Here is a 16,280-nt window from a genome sequence, read left to right on the forward strand (position 1 = left end):
GGCCCTGTCGACGACGGGGGAAGGCGTGGGTGCAGGTGGTCAGGCCGCCGGCGCCACGGGTGGTCCGCGCCGCACGACCTGGTGCCGCAGCAGCGTGCGACGCGGCAGCCGCCAGGGGGCGCGGTCGGCGGCGGTCCCGGCGCGGGCCGGCTCCAGGCCGACCAGCCCGTGCAGCAGCGCGGCGGCCAGCGCCAGCACGGTGCGCAGCGGGGCGGCCCAGGTGCGGGCCGTCGTCTCGGCGTGCGACCCGACCGCGCGGGCCGCCCGCCAGAGCGCCGCCTCGCCGCAGCGCAGCCACCAGCCGATGGCCAGGGCCGCGCCGAGGTGGCCCAGCAGCATCAGCGGGGTGAGTCCGAGGACGGCCGAGTGGGTCCAGAAGTCGAGGTGCGGCAGGGCGGTGACGACCAGGTGCGGGTCGAGGCCGGCCCGGCTGACGATCTGGCCGGCCGTGGTACCGGGCGGGAGGGCGCCGGCGGCCGAGCCGGAGGCGTCCGGGCCGCATATCAGCCGCATCGCCAGCTCGGTGAGGGCATTGCCACCACTGCTCGCGGCGCCGGCCGTCATGTCCATCCCCGGCATGCCGGCCATGGCGCCGGAGGTCTCGTGGAAGAAGAGGTGCAGGCCGAGCTGGCCCACCGCCAGTCCGGCCGCGATCGAGCCCAGCGAGCGTTCCCGTCCGGCCAGCGCGGTCGCCACGGCCCACACCACCAGGCCGCCGACCAGCAGCGCGGGCAGGGTCACGGTGCCGCCACCGCCGAGGCTGTGGCCGAGCCCGGACACGACGACGCAGACCATCGCGAAGGGCAGGGCCCGCAGGGCGCGAAGGTCGAGCGCGAGGGCGCGCATCGGACGTCGCAGGCGTGGACGTCCCACCAGGCTCGTGAACATGACGTCGGCCAGTCTCTCACCGCGTCCCCGCCGCTCCCCGGGCGGGGCACGGAATCAGGACATTCCGCTGATCGAGGCGGCCGTCGACGGCGCAGCGGCCCGGCCTCGTGCCCCGGCGCACCGACTGTGGGCGTACGCCCCGATGCGCGCCGTACGGGTGTTCCTGCCCCCTGTACATCCGCCGCCGGGGTGACAAGTCCGCCGGGGAACGGTTGATTCCCCGCACCCTCGGCAATACGTACTGGTATGTGGAGCCCCAGCCAGGAGGAGCCGGTCGTGGACATCTGGTGGTCTCTGCATCTCCGACGCGAACCGGCGAGCGTGCCGCTGGCGCGGCGCATCCTGCTGGGGACGATGGCCTCGGCCGGCGTCGACCCGGACATCTCGCACGAGGTCGGCGTCGCGCTGACCGAGGCCTGTGCCAACGCGGTCGAGCACGCCACCCATGTCTCCGGGACCGGCGAGGACAGCGGTTTCCAGGTCACCGCGACCATCGAGGACGGCAGGCTGCGGGTCGAGGTCACCGATACCGGGCCCGGCTACTCGGCGGCGCCCGGCCCGGTGCCGGTGCGCTCCGGTCGCGCCGGGGCGCGCGGCGGAAGGGCCGGGCGCCGAGCCCACCTCGGCGCGATTCCGGCCGACGCCGGGCTGCAGCTGCCCGATCCGGGCGCCGAGCACGGGCGCGGCCTGTTCCTGATCCGCGCCCTGGTCGACCACGTCCAGTTCCGCAACCATCCGCGCAGCGGGGCGGTCGTCTCCTTCGACAAGACGCTGAAGTACTGCGACCGGCCGCTGCTGCACGCCTCCTGAGCTTGACCCTCACGCGACGTCAGGATCCAGGCTGACCGTGTCGGGGGAGAGCTGAGGAGGAGACCGCGATGGAGCACCCGCGTCCGCGCGACGACGGCGCCGGCGGCTACTCGGTCGGGCAGGTGGCCGGCTTCGCCCGGACCACCGTCCGCACCCTGCACCACTACGACGAGATCAAGCTGCTGTCACCCAGCGGCCGGACGCCGTCCGGCTACCGCCGGTACGACGACGCCGACCTGGACCGGCTGCAGCAGATCCTCTTCTACCGGGAACTCGGCTTCTCCCTCGACGACATCGCGTCCGTCCTGGACGACCGGGGCGTCGGCCCGACCGAGCACCTGCGCCGCCAGCAGCGGCTGCTCGGCGAGCGGATCACCCGGCTCCAGCGGATGGCCGCGGCCGTGAACGAGGCACTGGAGGCAAGGACGATGGGAATCCGGCTCACCCCCGAGGAGAAGTTCGAGCTCTTCGGCGAGGGCTACCAGGAGTACGAGGCGGAGGCCGAGCAGCGCTGGGGCGAGTCCGACGCCTGGAGGCAGTCGCAGCGCCGCGCGGCGGAGCTCAGCAAGGAGGACTGGGTCCGGATCAAGGCCGAGGGCGACGCGATCATGCGCCGGATCGCCGAGGCGGTGGGTGCGGGCGTCGCCGCCGACAGCGAGCAGGCCATGGCCATCGCCGAGGACCACCGGCAGCATGTCTGCCGCAACTTCTACGACTGCTCCCATGCGATGCAGCGCGGGCTCGCCGAGATGTACATCGGCGACGACCGCTTCACCGCGACCTACGAGGAGGTGGCGCCCGGCGCGGCCGTCTGGTTCCACGACGCGGTCCTCGCCAATGCCGACCGCGCCGAGTCCCGGGGCGGATCCGCGGGCTGACCACCGGAGCCGCTGCGGCCGAAGGCCCGCCGGTAGCCGGTGGGCGTGGTCCGCATGGCGCGGGTGAAGTGGTGGCGGTAGGTGGCGGCGCTGTCGAAGCCGACGGCGGCGGCGACCTCCGCCACCGTGCCCTCGCCGGCCTCCAGCAGCGGCAGGCTGGCCGCGATCCGCTGGGCGATGACCCAGCGGATCGGGCTGGTCCCGGTGCGGCCGGCGAAGTGCCGCAGGTAGGAGCGCTCGGACATGGTCGCCGCACGGGCCAGGACCGGCACGGTCAGCGGCTCGGCCAGGTGCTCCAGCGCCCAGGCCATGCTCCGGGCCACGCCGTCCGCCTCCTCCGCGACCGGCCGGACCGCCGCCTCGATGAACTGCGCCTGGCCGCCCTCCCGGTGCGGCGGCACCACGAAGCGCCGGGCGACGGTGTTGGCGACGGTCGCCCCGTGGTCGGCGCGCACCAGGTGGAGGCAGAGGTCGATGCCGGCCGCGCTGCCGGCGCTGGTCAGCAGCCGCCCGTTGTCGACGTAGAGCACCCCGGGGTCGACCTCGACCGCCGGGTGCCGCTCCTGCAGCAGCCGGGTGTATTGCCAGTGGGTGGTGGCCCGCTGCCCGTCCAGCAGCCCGGTCGCGGCCAGCGCGAACGCGCCGGAGCAGATCGACACCAGCCGGGCGCCCCGCCGGTGGGCCGTGCGCAGCGCCTCGACCAGCGCCGGCGGGACCGCGCCGGAGACGTCCGACACCCCCGGGACGATCACCGTGTCGGCGGCGGCGAGCACGTCGAGCCCGTGCTCGGCCCGGATGCCGAAGCCGCCGACGGCCCGCAGCTCCCGCCCGGCCTGCTCGGCGCAGACCCGCAGCCGGTACCAGGGCAGCTCGCCGACCTCGGGCCGGTGCAGGCCGAACACCTCGACCACGACCCCGAGTTCGAACGGCGCCATGCCGTCGAAGGCCAGCACGGCCACCTGGTGCGGCGCCGCCCGCGGCGGCCCGAGCGGGAGGTCGGTCATCGGCGCGTCAGCCGCGGAGGCCGGACATCCAGGACTCGATTCCGTCGGCCGTGCGTGGCAGGCCGGCCGAGAGGTTGCGGTTGCCGTCGGCGGTGACCAGGATGTCGTCCTCGATCCGGACGCCGATGCCGCGGTACTCCTCGGGCACGGTCAGGTCGTCGGCCTGGAAGTACAGGCCGGGCTCGACGGTCAGCACCATGCCGGGTTCCAGCACGCAGTCGACGTACTCCTCGGTGCGGGCGTGGGCGCAGTCGTGGACCTCCAGGCCGAGCATGTGGCCGGTGCCGTGGAGGGTCCACCGGCGCTGCAGCGCCAGCTCCAGGGCGCGCTCCAGCGGGCCTTCGAGCAGGCCCCACTCGATCAGCCGCTCGGTGAGCACGCGCTGGGCGGCCTCGTGGAAGTCGCGGTAGCGGGCACCGGGACGGACCGCCGCGATGCCCGCCTCCTGGGCGTCGTAGACGGCGTCGTAGATCCGGCGCTGCAGCGCGTTGAAGGCGCCGTCGATGGGCAGGGTGCGGGTGACGTCGGCGGTGTAGAGGGTGTGGGTCTCCACGCCGGCGTCCAGCAGCAGCAGCTCGCCGGGGCGGACCGGGCCGTCGTTGCGGACCCAGTGCAGGGTGGTGGCGTGCGCTCCGGCCGCGCAGATCGTGCCGTAGCCGACGTCGTTGCCCTCGACCCGGGCGCGGCGGAAGAAGGTGCCCTCGATCCAGCGCTCGGAGGTGGCCACGGCCTGCGCCAGTTCGCGGACGACATCGGTGAAGCCGTTGGCGGTGGCGTCGCAGGCGGCCTGCAGCTGCCCGATCTCCCACTCGTCCTTGACCAGCCGCAGCTCGCTGAGGAAGACCCGCAGCTCCTCGTCGCCGTGCTTGGTGGTGTGCTCGGCGAGCGCCGCCTCCAGCTCCGCGTCGTGGGAGCGCAGCACCCGGGTCGGGGCGGGCTGCTCGTCGGCGGTCGCGGCGAGCTCGGCGACGACCTTGCGGACGTCCCTGGTCGGCAGCCCCAGCAGCGCCTCGGCCTCGGTCAGGCTGTGCCGGCGGCCGACCCAGAGCTCCCCCTGGCCGTCGAGCCAGAACTCGCCGTTCTCGCGGTCGGAGCGCGGCAGCAGGTAGACGGCGGCCTCGTGGCCGCCCCCGGCGCGGGGTTCGAGCACCAGCACCGCGTTCTCGCTCTGGTCGCCGGTGAGGTGGACGTACTCGCTGGAGGGACGGAACGGGTAGTCGCAGTCGTTGGCGCGGGTCTTCAGCCGACCGGCCGGGACCACCAGCCGCTCCCCGGGGAAGCGCTCGGAGAGGGCGGCGCGGCGCTTGGCGGCGTAGGCGGACTGCTCGGCGGGGAGGAGGTCGTGCAGCTCGGTGTCGTCCCAGCCGGACTTCATGACCTCGGCCAGCTCGTCCGAGAGGGCCGGGTAGAGGCCGTTCTTCCGGCTCCTCACCGGGGCCTCCTCGGCCTCGTCCCCGGCGGTCCCGCCGGCGTCCTCGGTCCGGTCGTCCGTCGCTGCTGTCACCTGCGTCACCTGCGGGTCCTCCTCGTCGTGCGGGACTGCCCCGGCACGTCGAGGCTCCGACGGGTGGGCGGTCCCGACAATCCTATGACCGTCCCGGAGGTCGCCCGGCGGCCGCCCGGAGCGGGCGGGGTCAGACGAACCGGGCCGCGAGCAGCACGATGTCGTCCTCACGGGTGTCCGCCTCCGGCGCCGGACGGCTGCCGTCGCGGTCGCCGACCCGGTCGCTGTCCCGCTCGCTCTCGCAGGCGTCGAGGAGGTAGCTGCAGAAGTGCTCCAGGTCGTGGCGGACGTCGCGGGGGGCGGACGCGGCGGCGGAGCGCAGCCGCAGCTGACCGGCGTGCAGCGAGGGACCGCAGCGGCGGGCCAGGCCCTCGGTGTAGAGCAGCAGCAGATCGCCCCGGTCGGCGCGGAGCTCCACACTGGGCGCCTCCCAGCAGCTCAGCATCCCCAGCGGCGCGGAGAGCGAGGTCTCGACGAAGCTCGCGCCGAAGGAGCTGACCAGCAGCGGCGGGCAGTGCCCGGCGCCGGCCAGCGAGAGCCGCCGGGTCGCCGGGTCGAGGTAGGCGTAGAGGGCGGTGGCGGTGCGCGCCGGTTCGGTGGCCTTGAGCAGCAGCTCCAGATCGCCGAGCACGGCGACCGGGTCCTCGCCCTCCAGCACCGCGTAGGCCCGCAGCGCCGCCCGCAGCCGGCCCATCGCGGCGGCGCAGTCGGCCCCGCCGCCGGTGACGCTGCCGACGCTCAGGGCCAGGCAGCCGTCCGGGAGTTGGAGTGCGTCGTACCAGTCGCTGCCGTGCGACCCGTCGAGTCCGGCGGGCAGGCAGCGGGCGGCCAGCTGCACCCGGGGGAGCCGGGGCAGCCGGTCCGGCAGCAGCCCCCGGCGGAGCGTGTCGGCGGTGCGGCGCAGCCGCTCGCGCTTGACCTCCAGCGCGATCAGCCGGGAGGCGGCGGCGCAGTAGAGGCCGGCCAGCCGCTGCTGCCGCTCGGCCGGAGCGGTCGGCCGGTCGTAGAACCAGACGGCCACGCCGAAGGGGGCGGTGCCCTCGCCGGGAACGGTGAGCGGCAGCGCGAAGGAGGCGCCGAAGCCCAGGCAGCGGGCGACCTCGTGGAAGCGGGCGTCCGGGTCCACGGCGTCCAGCGGCCGACCGGGTCCGGGCACGGCGGTGCCACCGTCCCCGACGTTCGAGGGGCGGCGTTCGAGGGGGCGGCGTTCGACGGACCGTCGCTCGGCGGTCCGGCGCTCGGCGGTCCGGCGTTCAATGGATCGGCGTTCAGCGGACCGGGGTTGAGCACCTGGCTGCAGCCGTTCAGCAGCCCCGCGTACATCGCGCTGTCACGCGGCACGGTCTCCAGGGCGCCGAGCGCGGAGTGGTCGAAGCCGAGGCCGACGATGGTGCCGGGGGCGCGGACGGTGCCGAAGGCCGGCGGGCGGCCGTCGGAGCTCTCGGTGAGCAGCACCATCCCGCGCTGCGCGCCGACCAGGGTCGCCCCGGCCTCGAGTACGTCGCGCAGGGTGTCCTCCAGGGTGGAGGAGGCGGTCAGCCGCTCGGTGAGGCCGTAGAGGGCGCTGAGCTCGGAGAACGGGTCGGGCTGCGGCTCCTTGAGCGGGTCCCTGGGCTGGTCCTTGGGCTGTTCGGGGGTCCGCGGCGGGTTGGCCGGGACACTGGGCGACGGCGCCTGGCCGGGAGTCGCAGCCAGGGGCAGTGCGGTGCCCAGGACGGGAGCGCGGGTGCCGACCGGCTGCTCCTTGCCGGGGGCCTGGTCCGGGTCGAGCATCTGACCGGAGCGGGGTGACGGCGAATCAACCATGGTGGGTGCCCTTCACGATGGGTGCGAGCGGGAAGGGGAAGCCGACGAGTGTGGTAACGCGGCGTGAGCGGATCTCATGGCCTGCCGTCAGAGGTGTGCGCCCATTTTGCCCGTATTTATGCACCTTGCGCCCCCATGTCATGCCATGTGGCAATTAATGGTTCACTTCTACACATACCGATTGGGTGATGTCCAGAACTGTGACGTGTTGGTCGATTGGTGTCTGATGGGTCGACGACAGTCGAAAATATGGCCGAACAGCCGGATACTCAGCGTGAGTTCTGTCGAGCGGAGAGTTCCCGGCCGACCTCGCGGTAGCGCCGCAGTTCGCGAAGTCCCGCCCGCAGCCCGGCCTGTAGGCCGTGCCGGCTCGGTCGGTGGGCCAGCGCCAGCGGCACCTCCACCACCCGGAAGTCCTGTCGGAGCAGGTCGATGATCAGACCGGGGCCGGTGGCGACCGGGCTCGACAACTGCGGCGCGATCGCGCCGAACGCGGCGGCGCCCAAGCACAGTTCGCCCGCCAACGGGTAGGACGCGTCGAAGCCGGTGGCCCGGCGGATGCCGAGCCGCGCCCGCCGCGAGGCCGCACCGGCGGCCACCGTTGCCGACCCGCCACCCGGGCCGACGCCCGACCCGCCGGTCGACCCGCCGGTCGGCACGCCCAGGGCGACGTCCGCCGTCCCGGCGAGCACCGGCGCCAGCAGTGCCGCAGCCTCGGCGGCGCTCGCGCCCAGATCGGCGTCCAGGAAGAGCAGGCACAGCCGACCGGAGCCGGCCGTCTCCCGGGCGGCCACCACCCCGCGCCGCTGCGCCTCGGCCCGTCCGACCGGGTGCGGCAGCCGCAGCACCCGGGCCCCGGACTCCTCGGCCACCCGCCAGGTCGAGTCGGTGGAGCCGTCGTCGACCACGACGATCGGTCCCACCCGCGGCAGCTTTCGCGCGGCCAGCACGGTCAGGGCGATCCGGGACGCCTCGTTGCGCGCCGGAATCACCACCACGACGGTTCCGGGAGAATCCGACGCCGGGTCAGAAACCGTGGATGGAACGGAATCGTCGTCGTCGCTCAGCTCCCAGTGCGTATCCATCCCCGGATCGTACGATTGTCGAGCGCCCGGCGCTGCCCCTCCGAGCCCCCGACACTCCCCCGAACGGAGGAACCGTCGGGACCTTGCCGTGCGTCAAACCCGACGATGCGTCAATCTCGTCGGTGAACGTGCAGTTCTGGGGTACAAACCTGGTACGAGACGGCAGTCGCAATCGCCACCCCGCGCCACCTCCCGCCAGCTGTCGCATCTGGTGTTGGGCGTGGTGCGCTTCTCGTAGCGCGAGGTCACGTACCGATCCTTGACTGGTCACGGAAAGGAACGAGTGCTCATGCGCGGGGTCCGCAGGTCGGTTCGAAAGACGGCCGTCGGCACGGTCGGCGGCAGTACAGCCCTCACATCGGCTTTCAGCGCGGTGCTCAGCTCGGTCCACGAGCGGGGTGCACGGAGGAGAGGCAGGGCGCAGCTGCTGTCGGCAGCGACGACCTGCGTGGAGGAATGGCGCTGGCCGGTGGTCCCGGCCGCGGGTGCGCGCGGTGCCGACTCCGGTTGCGGATGCCCGCGCCCGGACTGTCCGACGCCGGGAGCGCACCCGTTCGACCCGCCGCTGCTGGCGGCCACGACCGACGCCCGGATGGTGCGCTGGTGGTGGCAGCAGCGCCCGGACGCGCCGGTGGTGGTGGCGACCGGGGGCCCGGTGTCGGCGGTGAGCCTGCCGATCGGCGCGGGGCGGCTGGCGCTGGGGTACTTCGACGCGCTGCGGGTACGGGTCGGGCCGGTGATCGCGACGCCGACCCGCTGCGTGCTGCTCGTCGCCCCGTACACGATGCAGGAGTTGGCCGAGCTGCTGGTCGCCCAGGAGTGGGTGCCCACCAGTCTCCGCTTCCACGGCACCGGGGGCTTCGTGCTGCTGCCGCCGTCCCGGACCGGAGCCGGGGCACTGCAGTGGCTGCGCGGGCCGGACTCCCCGGAGCCCGAGCCGGTGGCCGGGGTCATGTCAACAGCGTTTCCTGGCACCGGAGTTGCCCCTGCCGACCACGGCGGCGCGCCCTGGCTGCCGAAGGTGGGCACGTTGCTGGAGGCTCTGGTCGCGGCGAGTGCGGCGGCTCCGGACGGGGCACGGTTGGCCTACTGAACGCCTACGGTCGACCGGCACCGGGCCGGACAAGTAAATGCTCGGCCGCTGGCGACGGGGGATGCACCAGCGACCGAGCTGTTTAAACCGTAACAAGAATCGCGCCGCAAGCAAATTCCTTGGACGTCCTGGGAAGCCCGGAATTTCCGATCCGGTGCCTATATGTGATGCACGTCACTCAATTAAGGCAGGATCTGTGAGTTTCCTGTCGATTTGTGACCGCAGTGGGCGATCGGGCAACTGCGGGGAGTGAGCGGTTGTCCGGCCGCCCCCACCGCCCCGGCCGCTCGGCGGCCGGGGCGGTGGGGGCCGTGGAAACGCGTCAGCCGATGGTGACCTGACGGTTCACCAGGTCCGCCCGGCTCTTCCGCTCCTGCGCGGTCAGCGGGGCGGTCTGCGCCAGCGCCCCGGTCAGCCGCTCCAGGAACGCGGCGGCGGGCTTCTCGCAGTCCGCGGCGGTCATCGAAGAGGGCAGGTCCCACACCGGCACGGTCAGTCCGTGCGCCCGGAACGAGCCGACCAGGCGGGTCCCCTCGCCCAGGCCCGACTCGCCCGCGGCCACCAGTCGGGCCAGGGCGTCCAGCAGGACGTCCTCGGTCTGCGGCATGACCCAGCGCAGGTGGTTCTTGTCCGGCACCGAGCACCAGTAGGCGCTGTCCGCCGAGGCCAGCTTCACGGTCGGGATGATCTCCGCGTTGGCCTGCTCCAGCGAGGCCGCGACCTCGCCGGTGGCCGACTCGGCGTCCTCCAGCCAGTACTCGAAGCCGTCGTGCACCACCGGCTCGAACGGCGCGGCCGGATCCAGCAGGTCCTGGAGCCTCGGGGCGTCCGTCGCCGGGCGGCGCGGCGGCACCGGCGTGCCCGGCGCCGAGGCCAGGGCCTGGACCAGGGCGTCGCCCAGGTCGCGGCTGGCGTCGCCGGAGCCGGTCTGGGTCTGCAGGCCCAGCAGCACGCTGCCGTCCTGACGGCGCATCGCCGGCCAGGCCATCGGCAGCACCGTGGCCAGGGTCACCGAGGGCACCTCGCCCTCGGCGGCCGACAGGGCCTCGGGGGTCAGGATCAGCCGGACCGTCGCCGCCGGGACGAGCTCGCGCAGCGCCACCCAGTCGCCCTCGCCGGGCAGTCCCTCGAACGGACGCTGCACCAGCTCCTGCACCGCGTGCGCGGCCTCGCGCCCGTGGCACGCCTTGTAGCGGCGACCCGAACCGCACGGGCAGTCCTCGCGGGCGCCGACGACCGGGATCTCCCCGTTCGCTGCGACGGTCTGCTGCGCGCGCGCGGGCGCCTTCTTCGGGGCCTTCTTAGCCATGGTGCGGATCTCCAGACGGGGCGTGTGGTCTGCCGCCCCGAGCGTAGCCGTCCGGCGGCGTGCTCTCTGCGCGCGGCGTGTCGCCCACTGCGCCGGAACCGGTCAACCGCGCCGGACCTACTGCCTTCCGTCCTGCTGCGGCCGGACCTGCTGTCGTCGGACCTGGTGACGTCGGAGCTGGTGACGCCGGACCTACTGTCCGAGGATCGACCCGCCGCGCCGGGCGTGCCGGGCGCGGGCCGGCAGTACCGCCCACACCGTCACCTCGCCGGGGGCGTCGCGTACGCCCCAGTCGCTCGCCAACTGGCCGACGATGCCCAGTCCGCGTCCACCCCGTGCGGTCAGCGAAGGGCTCCCGCGCCGGGGCCGGGTCGGCCCGCCGCCGTCGGTCACCTCGACGGTGAGCAGGCCGTCGCTGTGCAGTTCCCAGCCGAAGAGCACCTGCCCCTCGTCCTCGTCCAGATTCCCGCCGCCCGTGCTGCCCGTTCCGTACGATTCGACACCGGTCCGACGGCTGGAGGCGTGGGCCTGGGCCGCCTCGAACTCGTCCATGACCGACTCCAGCGGCCGGGCGTGACGGCAGGCATTGCTCAGCAGTTCGGAGAGTATGAGGACGGCGTCGTCTATGACGACATCCGGTACCTGATGCTCCGCAAGGTCTTTGCGCAGCCGTCTGCGCGCCGTGCTCACACTGGCAGGACCATGGGGAACTGCCATGGTCGCCGAAGAAGTCGGCACATCATGCGCCATCACCAGCGACACCCCCGAACCTCCTCCTCTGCCTTACGACAGGGTGTGAATGCCCGGTGCGGACGAGCCGGAAACGGGAATAACGGCATCGTTGGACTTCCTTACGGATGTAAAAACACGGCGCTCCGACGCCTTTTACTCCGCGTAGTCGAATGGTTACTTTCTGCTTGTCGGGGGCGGCGTACGACGGCGTACAAGGGGAAATTCAGGCCATTCCGGCGCACGCCCGTCGCGGACACCCCTGAGCCCCCGGCCGGACCACCCCGGACGACCTGCCCGGCCGGTGGCGCCGGGTCACCTGCAGCCCGTGCTCCCCGTCATTCCCACATTGCCCGCAGCGTCCATTCGGCCACGCCCGGCCCGGGAATCGGCCGGGCATTCGGTACCGGAATCGGTCCCGAGTTCCGTGGTACATCCATTCAATTGCCGTTCTCCGTCGGGAGTTTCGACCCCGGGACGGAGGGCTCGGGCGGCGCGACGGCGCGTGCCGGGGCGCGCCCCAGCTGCTCCAGGACCCGCAGCGGGTAGTTGCTGATGATGGTGTCCACGCCGAGCCGGAGGCACAGCTCCACGTCCCCGGGTTCGTCCACGGTCCAGACGTGCACCCGCTGCCCGGCCCGGTGCAGCGCCGCCACGTAGCCGGGATTCCGCCGGATCAGGTCGATCCCGGGCCCGGCGATCCGCGCCCCGTACGGCAGCCGGCCGTCCCGGTACCAGGGCAGGACCCGCTCCGTCAGGAAGACCGTGGGGAGCTGCGGGGCCAGCTCGCGGACCCGGCGCAGCGAGAGCGCCGAGAAACTCATGATCCGGACCGGCGACGGCTCCCCGGACGAGGGGGTCACCAGGTCGAAGCGGTTCAGCAGTTCGAGCAGGCGGAGTTCCAGCCGTCCGCCCTGGCGGATCGGGTGCTTGGTCTCGATGGCCAGTTCGACCCGTCGGCCGCTGTCGGCGGCCAACCGGAGCAGCCGCTCCAGCGGGAGCACCGAGCAGTGGTCCTCGCCCGTGCCCCGGGCCTTCCAGGAGCCGAAGTCGAAGGCCGAGAGCTGGGCCAGCGTCAGTTCCGACACCACGCCGCTGCCGTCGGAGGTCCGGTTGACCGTCCGGTCGTGGACGCAGACCAGTTGGTCGTCGGCGGTGAGCCGGACATCGCACTCCAGCGCGTCCGCGCCCTGCTCGATCGCCAGCCGGTAGGCGGCGAGGGTGTGCTCGGCGAGGGTGCCGGAGGCGCCCCGGTGCGCGACCACCCGGACGTCGGCGCGGTTGGGCAGTACCAGCCGCGCACCCGCCCGAGCCGCGTTCGAGGTCGCGGCCGGGTTCGGATTCGGAGCCGGGTCCGGGGTGGTGGCCGAGGCGGCCGTCCGGTGGGCCGGAGGACGGTCGCCGGAGGGGCGGTGGGCGGCGAGTGGGGCGTTCGACACGCCTCCACCATAGGTGGGGGCGCTCGAACGCCCGGCTCCCGCCCCGGTCCGCTCGGATGAATTCTCAGCGACCCTTGCGCAACAGCGGGGTGAGCGCCCAGGTGAGCAGCGCCGGGACGAGGAAGGAGAAGAGCGAGGCCGAGGTCCACACCTGGGGGTGGATGTGGGTGGCGTTCTGGGCGTCGGCCCAGAAGTCCGGCCACCACTGCAGCCAGCCGGTGAGCGCGGCGGGGGAGATCAGCTCGTAGACGGCGAAGCCGATCGCCCAGGGCAGCAGCGTCAGCCATCGCGTCGGCGCCTCCTGCGACATGTCCCAGCCGCCCTCGCGCCGGCCGGCGCCGAAGAAGAAGTCCACCGCGAGGACCGCCGACAGCGGCACGAAGACCGCGCCGATCAGCCCGAGGAAGTTCTCGTAGCCGCTGAAGTCGGTCACGCCCAGGCCGAGCACGGTGACCAGCGCGCCGATGCCGACGGTGAGGTAGCGGCGGTCGGCCCTCGGGAAGAGGTTGTGGATGGACATCGCGGTCGAGTAGACGTTGGCGAAGGACTGGTCGGCCTCGCGCAGCACCAGGATCGAGAAGAACACCCAGCCGGCGGTGATGCCCATGAAGGTCGTGAAGATCTTGTTCGGGTCGCCGCCCACCTGCACCAGCGCCAGCAGCCCGACGATGTAGCACCACACCTGGGAGACGGTGTAGCCGCTGAACGCGCCCCAGAACGAGCCGGCGCTGCTCTTCGCGTGCCGGGTGTAGTCGGCGGCGAGCGGGACGAAGGAGATGGAGACCGCGATCACCGAGTCGACGGCCGGCAGGAAGCCGGTCCAGTTGCCGTGCCCGGGGTCGGGGACGCCCCGGCGCAGCAGCTCGACGGTGAAGAACAGCATGGCGACACCGACCGCGATGGCGACGTAGCGGCGCAGCACGGCGATCGAGCCGAGCGGGCGGATCGTCATCGCGGTGGTGAGCACCCCGGCGGCGACCACGTAGACCCAGTGCGGGATCCCCCCGTAGAGCGCGTCCGCGCCCATGGCGATGACGGTGAGCTCGAAGACGCCCCAGCCGACGCACTGGACGATGTTGAGGATCGTCGGCAGGTACGACAGCCGGGTGCCGAAGAGGCCGCGCAGGATCGCCATCGCGGGCGCGCCGGCCCGGGTGCCGATGACGGCCGCGACGGCGAGCATCAGCGCGCCGATGACGGTGCCGATGACGATGGCGGTGATCGAGGCCGCGAGCGAGAGGTCCTTGTTGTTGAAGACCAGCACGGTCGCGGCGCTCTGGAAGCCGATGAGGCTGATGCCGAGGTTGGTCCAGAAGGCCGCCTGGTCCCGGAAGCCCAGGGTGCGGGGCGGTCGGGTGTCCAGGACCAGCGGAGCCTCGGGGCGTTCGCCGCCGCCGGAGGGTGGTTCGAGAACGGCGGAATCGGACGCGGGTGTGGACGCGGACGTGGACGTCACGGTGCTTCAGCTCCCTACGCCGGCATTACCCGGTCAGGTTCAGGCGGTCGGCACCCCGTTTCGGCGCCCTCTCAGCCTGGACAGGTCCAAGCTCCCGCATATGCGTGCGACGTTCATGTTAGGACCACCTGCCCCGTCCGCCCAAGGCGTGTCCAGATCCGGATCGGCCGGACGGGTCCGCCCGGATGAGGTTTGGATGAGGGTGGCCCGGCGGCGCGGGGTGTACGGCCGACGTCGAACCGGTCGGCGGGAGGGGCGGTCGAACGGCCGGTCGGGCCTTCGATCCGATGTCGCCCAGGCTGTAGATCGGCTGTCGGTCGGCTGTTCGGTCGGCTGTTCGGTCGACGCGGGGCGGCCGGGCCTGCCGCCGCCCGCCTCAAAGGTTGATGAGAACTGCTGGCGCACCGGCTCGACCTGCGGTATCAGGAGGTACCTTCATCACTGCTGGATACACGCGCATCGCAGATCGTCGGCGTGCGCACGGCTGGCGCTTATGACGCCCCGACACCGCGTGGGCAATGCTTTGGGGCTCCGGTCCCACTATGAGGAGGTCATTCGTGAGCACCGAGCACGAGGGCGGGTTCGCCGGGTCGGACGACCGGCCCGAGCCCACCGCCGGGGATTCGGTGGCGCCCGCTCCCGACGTGCGTGATGCTGCGGTGGCCGACGGCCCGGCGGTCGCGCCGCCGGTCGACCCGGGCCTCTCCGACTTCCCGCCGCCGTCGGCTGCCCAGCCGCAGCTGCCGCCGGTGCCGCCGGCCCCGGTCGCGCCCGCTGCTCCGGTCGCACCCGTCGCGCCCACCGACGCGTTCGCGGTCCCCGCGCCGCCCGCACCGCCGTACCCCGCCCCCCAGCAGCCCGGGCAGTACCCCCAGCAGGGCGGTCAGTACCTCCAGCAGGGCGGCTACCCGCAGCAGGGCCAGTACCCGGCTCAGTACCCGCAGCCCGGACAGCCGCCCTACGGCTACCCGCAGGGTCAGCAGCCGCTGCCCTACGGTGCACCGTTCCCGGCCGGCAGCGCCTGGCCGCCGCCGCGCAAGAAGCGCCGCCGGGTCGGCCTCGCGGCCGTGCTGGTGGCGACGGCGGTGCTGGCCGGCGGCATCGGCGGCGGCATCGGTTCCTGGCTCGGCAACAACAGCAACAACTCCGGCGACTCCGCCTCGGTGAACCCGAAGGCGCTCAGCCGGTCCCCCGAGAGCATCGCCGGGATAGCTGCGAAGTCGCTGCCCAGCGTGGTGACCATCTCGGCCTCCAACTCGCAGGAGTCGGGCACCGGCACGGGCTTCATCTTCAACAGTCAGGGCTACATCCTGACCAACAATCACGTGGTCGCCCCGTCGACCAGCGGCGGCAAGCTGAGCGTCAAGTTCTCGGACGGCAACAGCTACCCGGCCACGATCGTGGGCCGTGCCGAGGGCTACGACGTCGCGGTGATAAAGATCAACGGCACTCCCAAGGAGAAGCTGGTCCCGCTGCCCCTGGGCAACTCGGACGCGGTCGCGGTCGGTGACACCACCATCGCCATCGGCGCGCCCTTCGGCCTCTCCGGCACCGTCACCTCGGGCATCATCAGCGCCAAGAACCGTCCGGTGGCCTCCGGCGAGTCCGGCGTCGACACCTCGTACATGAATGCCCTGCAGACCGACGCCTCGATCAACCCCGGGAACTCCGGCGGTCCGCTGATGAACTCGGTCGGCCAGGTGATCGGCATCGACTCGGCGATCCAGTCCGCCGGCGCCACCGACGCCGAGGGCCAGTCGGGCAGCGTGGGCCTCGGCTTCGCGATCCCGATCAACCAGGCCGAGTACGTCGCCGCGCAGCTGATCAAGACCGGTCAGCCGATATACCCGATCATCGGCATCCTGCGTGACAACAGCTACACGGGCAACGGCGCGAAGATCGCCTCCTCCGCCATCTCGGGCACGGCGCCGGTCACCGCCGGCGGCCCGGCCGCCCAGGCCGGCCTCCAGCCCGGCGACGTGATCACCGAGTTCGACGGCGTGCTGATCGACAGCGGCCCCACCCTGGTGAGTGAGATCTGGTCGCTCCACCCGGGCGCCAAGGTCCCGGTCGTCTACACCCGCAACGGCGTCACCCACACCACCGAGCTCACCCTCGGCCAGCGCGTCGGCGACGACTCCCAGTAGCACCCGCCCGGCCGACAGCCCCGTACCCCCGGCGCCCCGCGCCGGGACCGTACGGGGCTATTCGCTTCCCATGCACGGGCCGACTCGTGAGAAGATCCCTGGGCGCGGTCTCCCGGGGCCTGCCCCGCGGCG

At 72.9% G+C, this 16,280-nt stretch carries 14 protein-coding genes; 4 read left to right on the forward strand and 10 right to left on the reverse strand.

The genetic code is table 11. From position 1 onward, the window contains the following. Nucleotides 1-39: 39 nt before the first annotated feature. A complete protein-coding gene (locus BS75_RS21810; protein ID WP_042437739.1) occupies nt 40-888 on the reverse strand; it encodes a hypothetical protein in 849 nt (282 codons plus the stop codon). Between the two features lie 276 nt (nt 889-1,164). Here BS75_RS21810 and BS75_RS21815 point away from each other — a divergent pair, with 276 nt between their 5' ends. Together BS75_RS21815 and BS75_RS21820 are read left to right on the forward strand one after the other, a co-directional pair. Then, entirely contained in the window at nt 1,165-1,698 is a 534-nt protein-coding gene (locus tag BS75_RS21815; RefSeq protein ID WP_034093511.1) for an ATP-binding protein, read from the forward strand. 68 nt (nt 1,699-1,766) lie between these two features. Continuing rightward, a complete protein-coding gene (locus BS75_RS21820) occupies nt 1,767-2,576 on the forward strand; it encodes a MerR family transcriptional regulator (RefSeq protein WP_052069599.1) in 810 nt (269 codons plus the stop codon). On the opposite strand, the gene BS75_RS21825 is transcribed toward BS75_RS21820, so the two are convergent. From BS75_RS21825 to BS75_RS21845, 5 genes are all read right to left on the reverse strand, one after another. Then, nucleotides 2,480-3,580 carry a DJ-1/PfpI family protein gene (locus BS75_RS21825; protein WP_081982501.1) on the reverse strand — a complete coding sequence of 367 codons (1,101 nt, stop codon included), beginning with the start codon at nt 3,578-3,580 and terminating at the stop codon, nt 2,480-2,482. The genes BS75_RS21820 and BS75_RS21825 overlap by 97 nt on opposite strands. Before the next feature lie 7 nt (nt 3,581-3,587). Further along, nucleotides 3,588-5,084, reverse strand: a complete 1,497-nt coding sequence (locus BS75_RS21830) for an aminopeptidase P family protein (RefSeq protein WP_034093514.1) — start codon at nt 5,082-5,084, stop codon at nt 3,588-3,590. A 130-nt stretch (nt 5,085-5,214) separates the two neighbouring features. Then, the gene (locus BS75_RS50470; RefSeq protein ID WP_331281474.1) at nt 5,215-6,105 is read right to left on the reverse strand and encodes a PP2C family protein-serine/threonine phosphatase; all 891 of its coding nucleotides are present in this window, start codon (nt 6,103-6,105) and stop codon (nt 5,215-5,217) included. Next, entirely contained in the window at nt 6,015-6,890 is an 876-nt protein-coding gene (locus BS75_RS50475; protein WP_231607854.1) for a hypothetical protein, read from the reverse strand. Before BS75_RS50475 ends, BS75_RS50470 begins: the two co-directional genes overlap by 91 nt. 269 nt (nt 6,891-7,159) lie before the next feature. After that, the gene (locus BS75_RS21845; RefSeq protein WP_081982503.1) at nt 7,160-7,975 is read right to left on the reverse strand and encodes a glycosyltransferase; all 816 of its coding nucleotides are present in this window, start codon (nt 7,973-7,975) and stop codon (nt 7,160-7,162) included. 373 nt (nt 7,976-8,348) lie between these two features. On the opposite strand from BS75_RS21845, the gene BS75_RS21850 reads away from it, so the two are divergent. Next, the gene (locus BS75_RS21850; protein WP_034093517.1) at nt 8,349-9,068 is read left to right on the forward strand and encodes a bifunctional DNA primase/polymerase; all 720 of its coding nucleotides are present in this window, start codon (nt 8,349-8,351) and stop codon (nt 9,066-9,068) included. Nucleotides 9,069-9,390: 322 nt separating this feature from the next. Here the strand turns inward: BS75_RS21850 and BS75_RS21855 are convergent, their stop codons facing one another. From BS75_RS21855 to BS75_RS21870, 4 genes are all read right to left on the reverse strand, one after another. Beyond that, nucleotides 9,391-10,377 carry a DUF5926 family protein gene (locus tag BS75_RS21855; RefSeq protein WP_034089467.1) on the reverse strand — a complete coding sequence of 329 codons (987 nt, stop codon included), beginning with the start codon at nt 10,375-10,377 and terminating at the stop codon, nt 9,391-9,393. Nucleotides 10,378-10,569: 192 nt separating this feature from the next. After that, nucleotides 10,570-11,139 carry an ATP-binding protein gene (locus BS75_RS21860; protein ID WP_231607855.1) on the reverse strand — a complete coding sequence of 190 codons (570 nt, stop codon included), beginning with the start codon at nt 11,137-11,139 and terminating at the stop codon, nt 10,570-10,572. A 407-nt stretch (nt 11,140-11,546) separates the two neighbouring features. Continuing rightward, complete coding sequence (locus BS75_RS21865; protein ID WP_081983338.1) at nt 11,547-12,401, reverse strand: glycerophosphodiester phosphodiesterase; 855 nt, start codon at nt 12,399-12,401, stop codon at nt 11,547-11,549. Nucleotides 12,402-12,609: 208 nt separating this feature from the next. Next, nucleotides 12,610-14,001, reverse strand: coding sequence for a purine-cytosine permease family protein (locus BS75_RS21870; protein WP_034089468.1), 1,392 nt, complete (start codon nt 13,999-14,001; stop codon nt 12,610-12,612). A gap of 557 nt (nt 14,002-14,558) precedes the next feature. On the opposite strand from BS75_RS21870, the gene BS75_RS21875 reads away from it, so the two are divergent. Then, entirely contained in the window at nt 14,559-16,148 is a 1,590-nt protein-coding gene (locus tag BS75_RS21875; RefSeq protein ID WP_231607856.1) for a S1C family serine protease, read from the forward strand. Nucleotides 16,149-16,280 lie beyond the last annotated feature (132 nt).

Origin of the sequence: Streptacidiphilus albus JL83 (genome assembly GCF_000744705.1) — a bacterium.
In the GTDB taxonomy this organism is placed as follows: domain Bacteria; phylum Actinomycetota; class Actinomycetes; order Streptomycetales; family Streptomycetaceae; genus Streptacidiphilus; species Streptacidiphilus albus.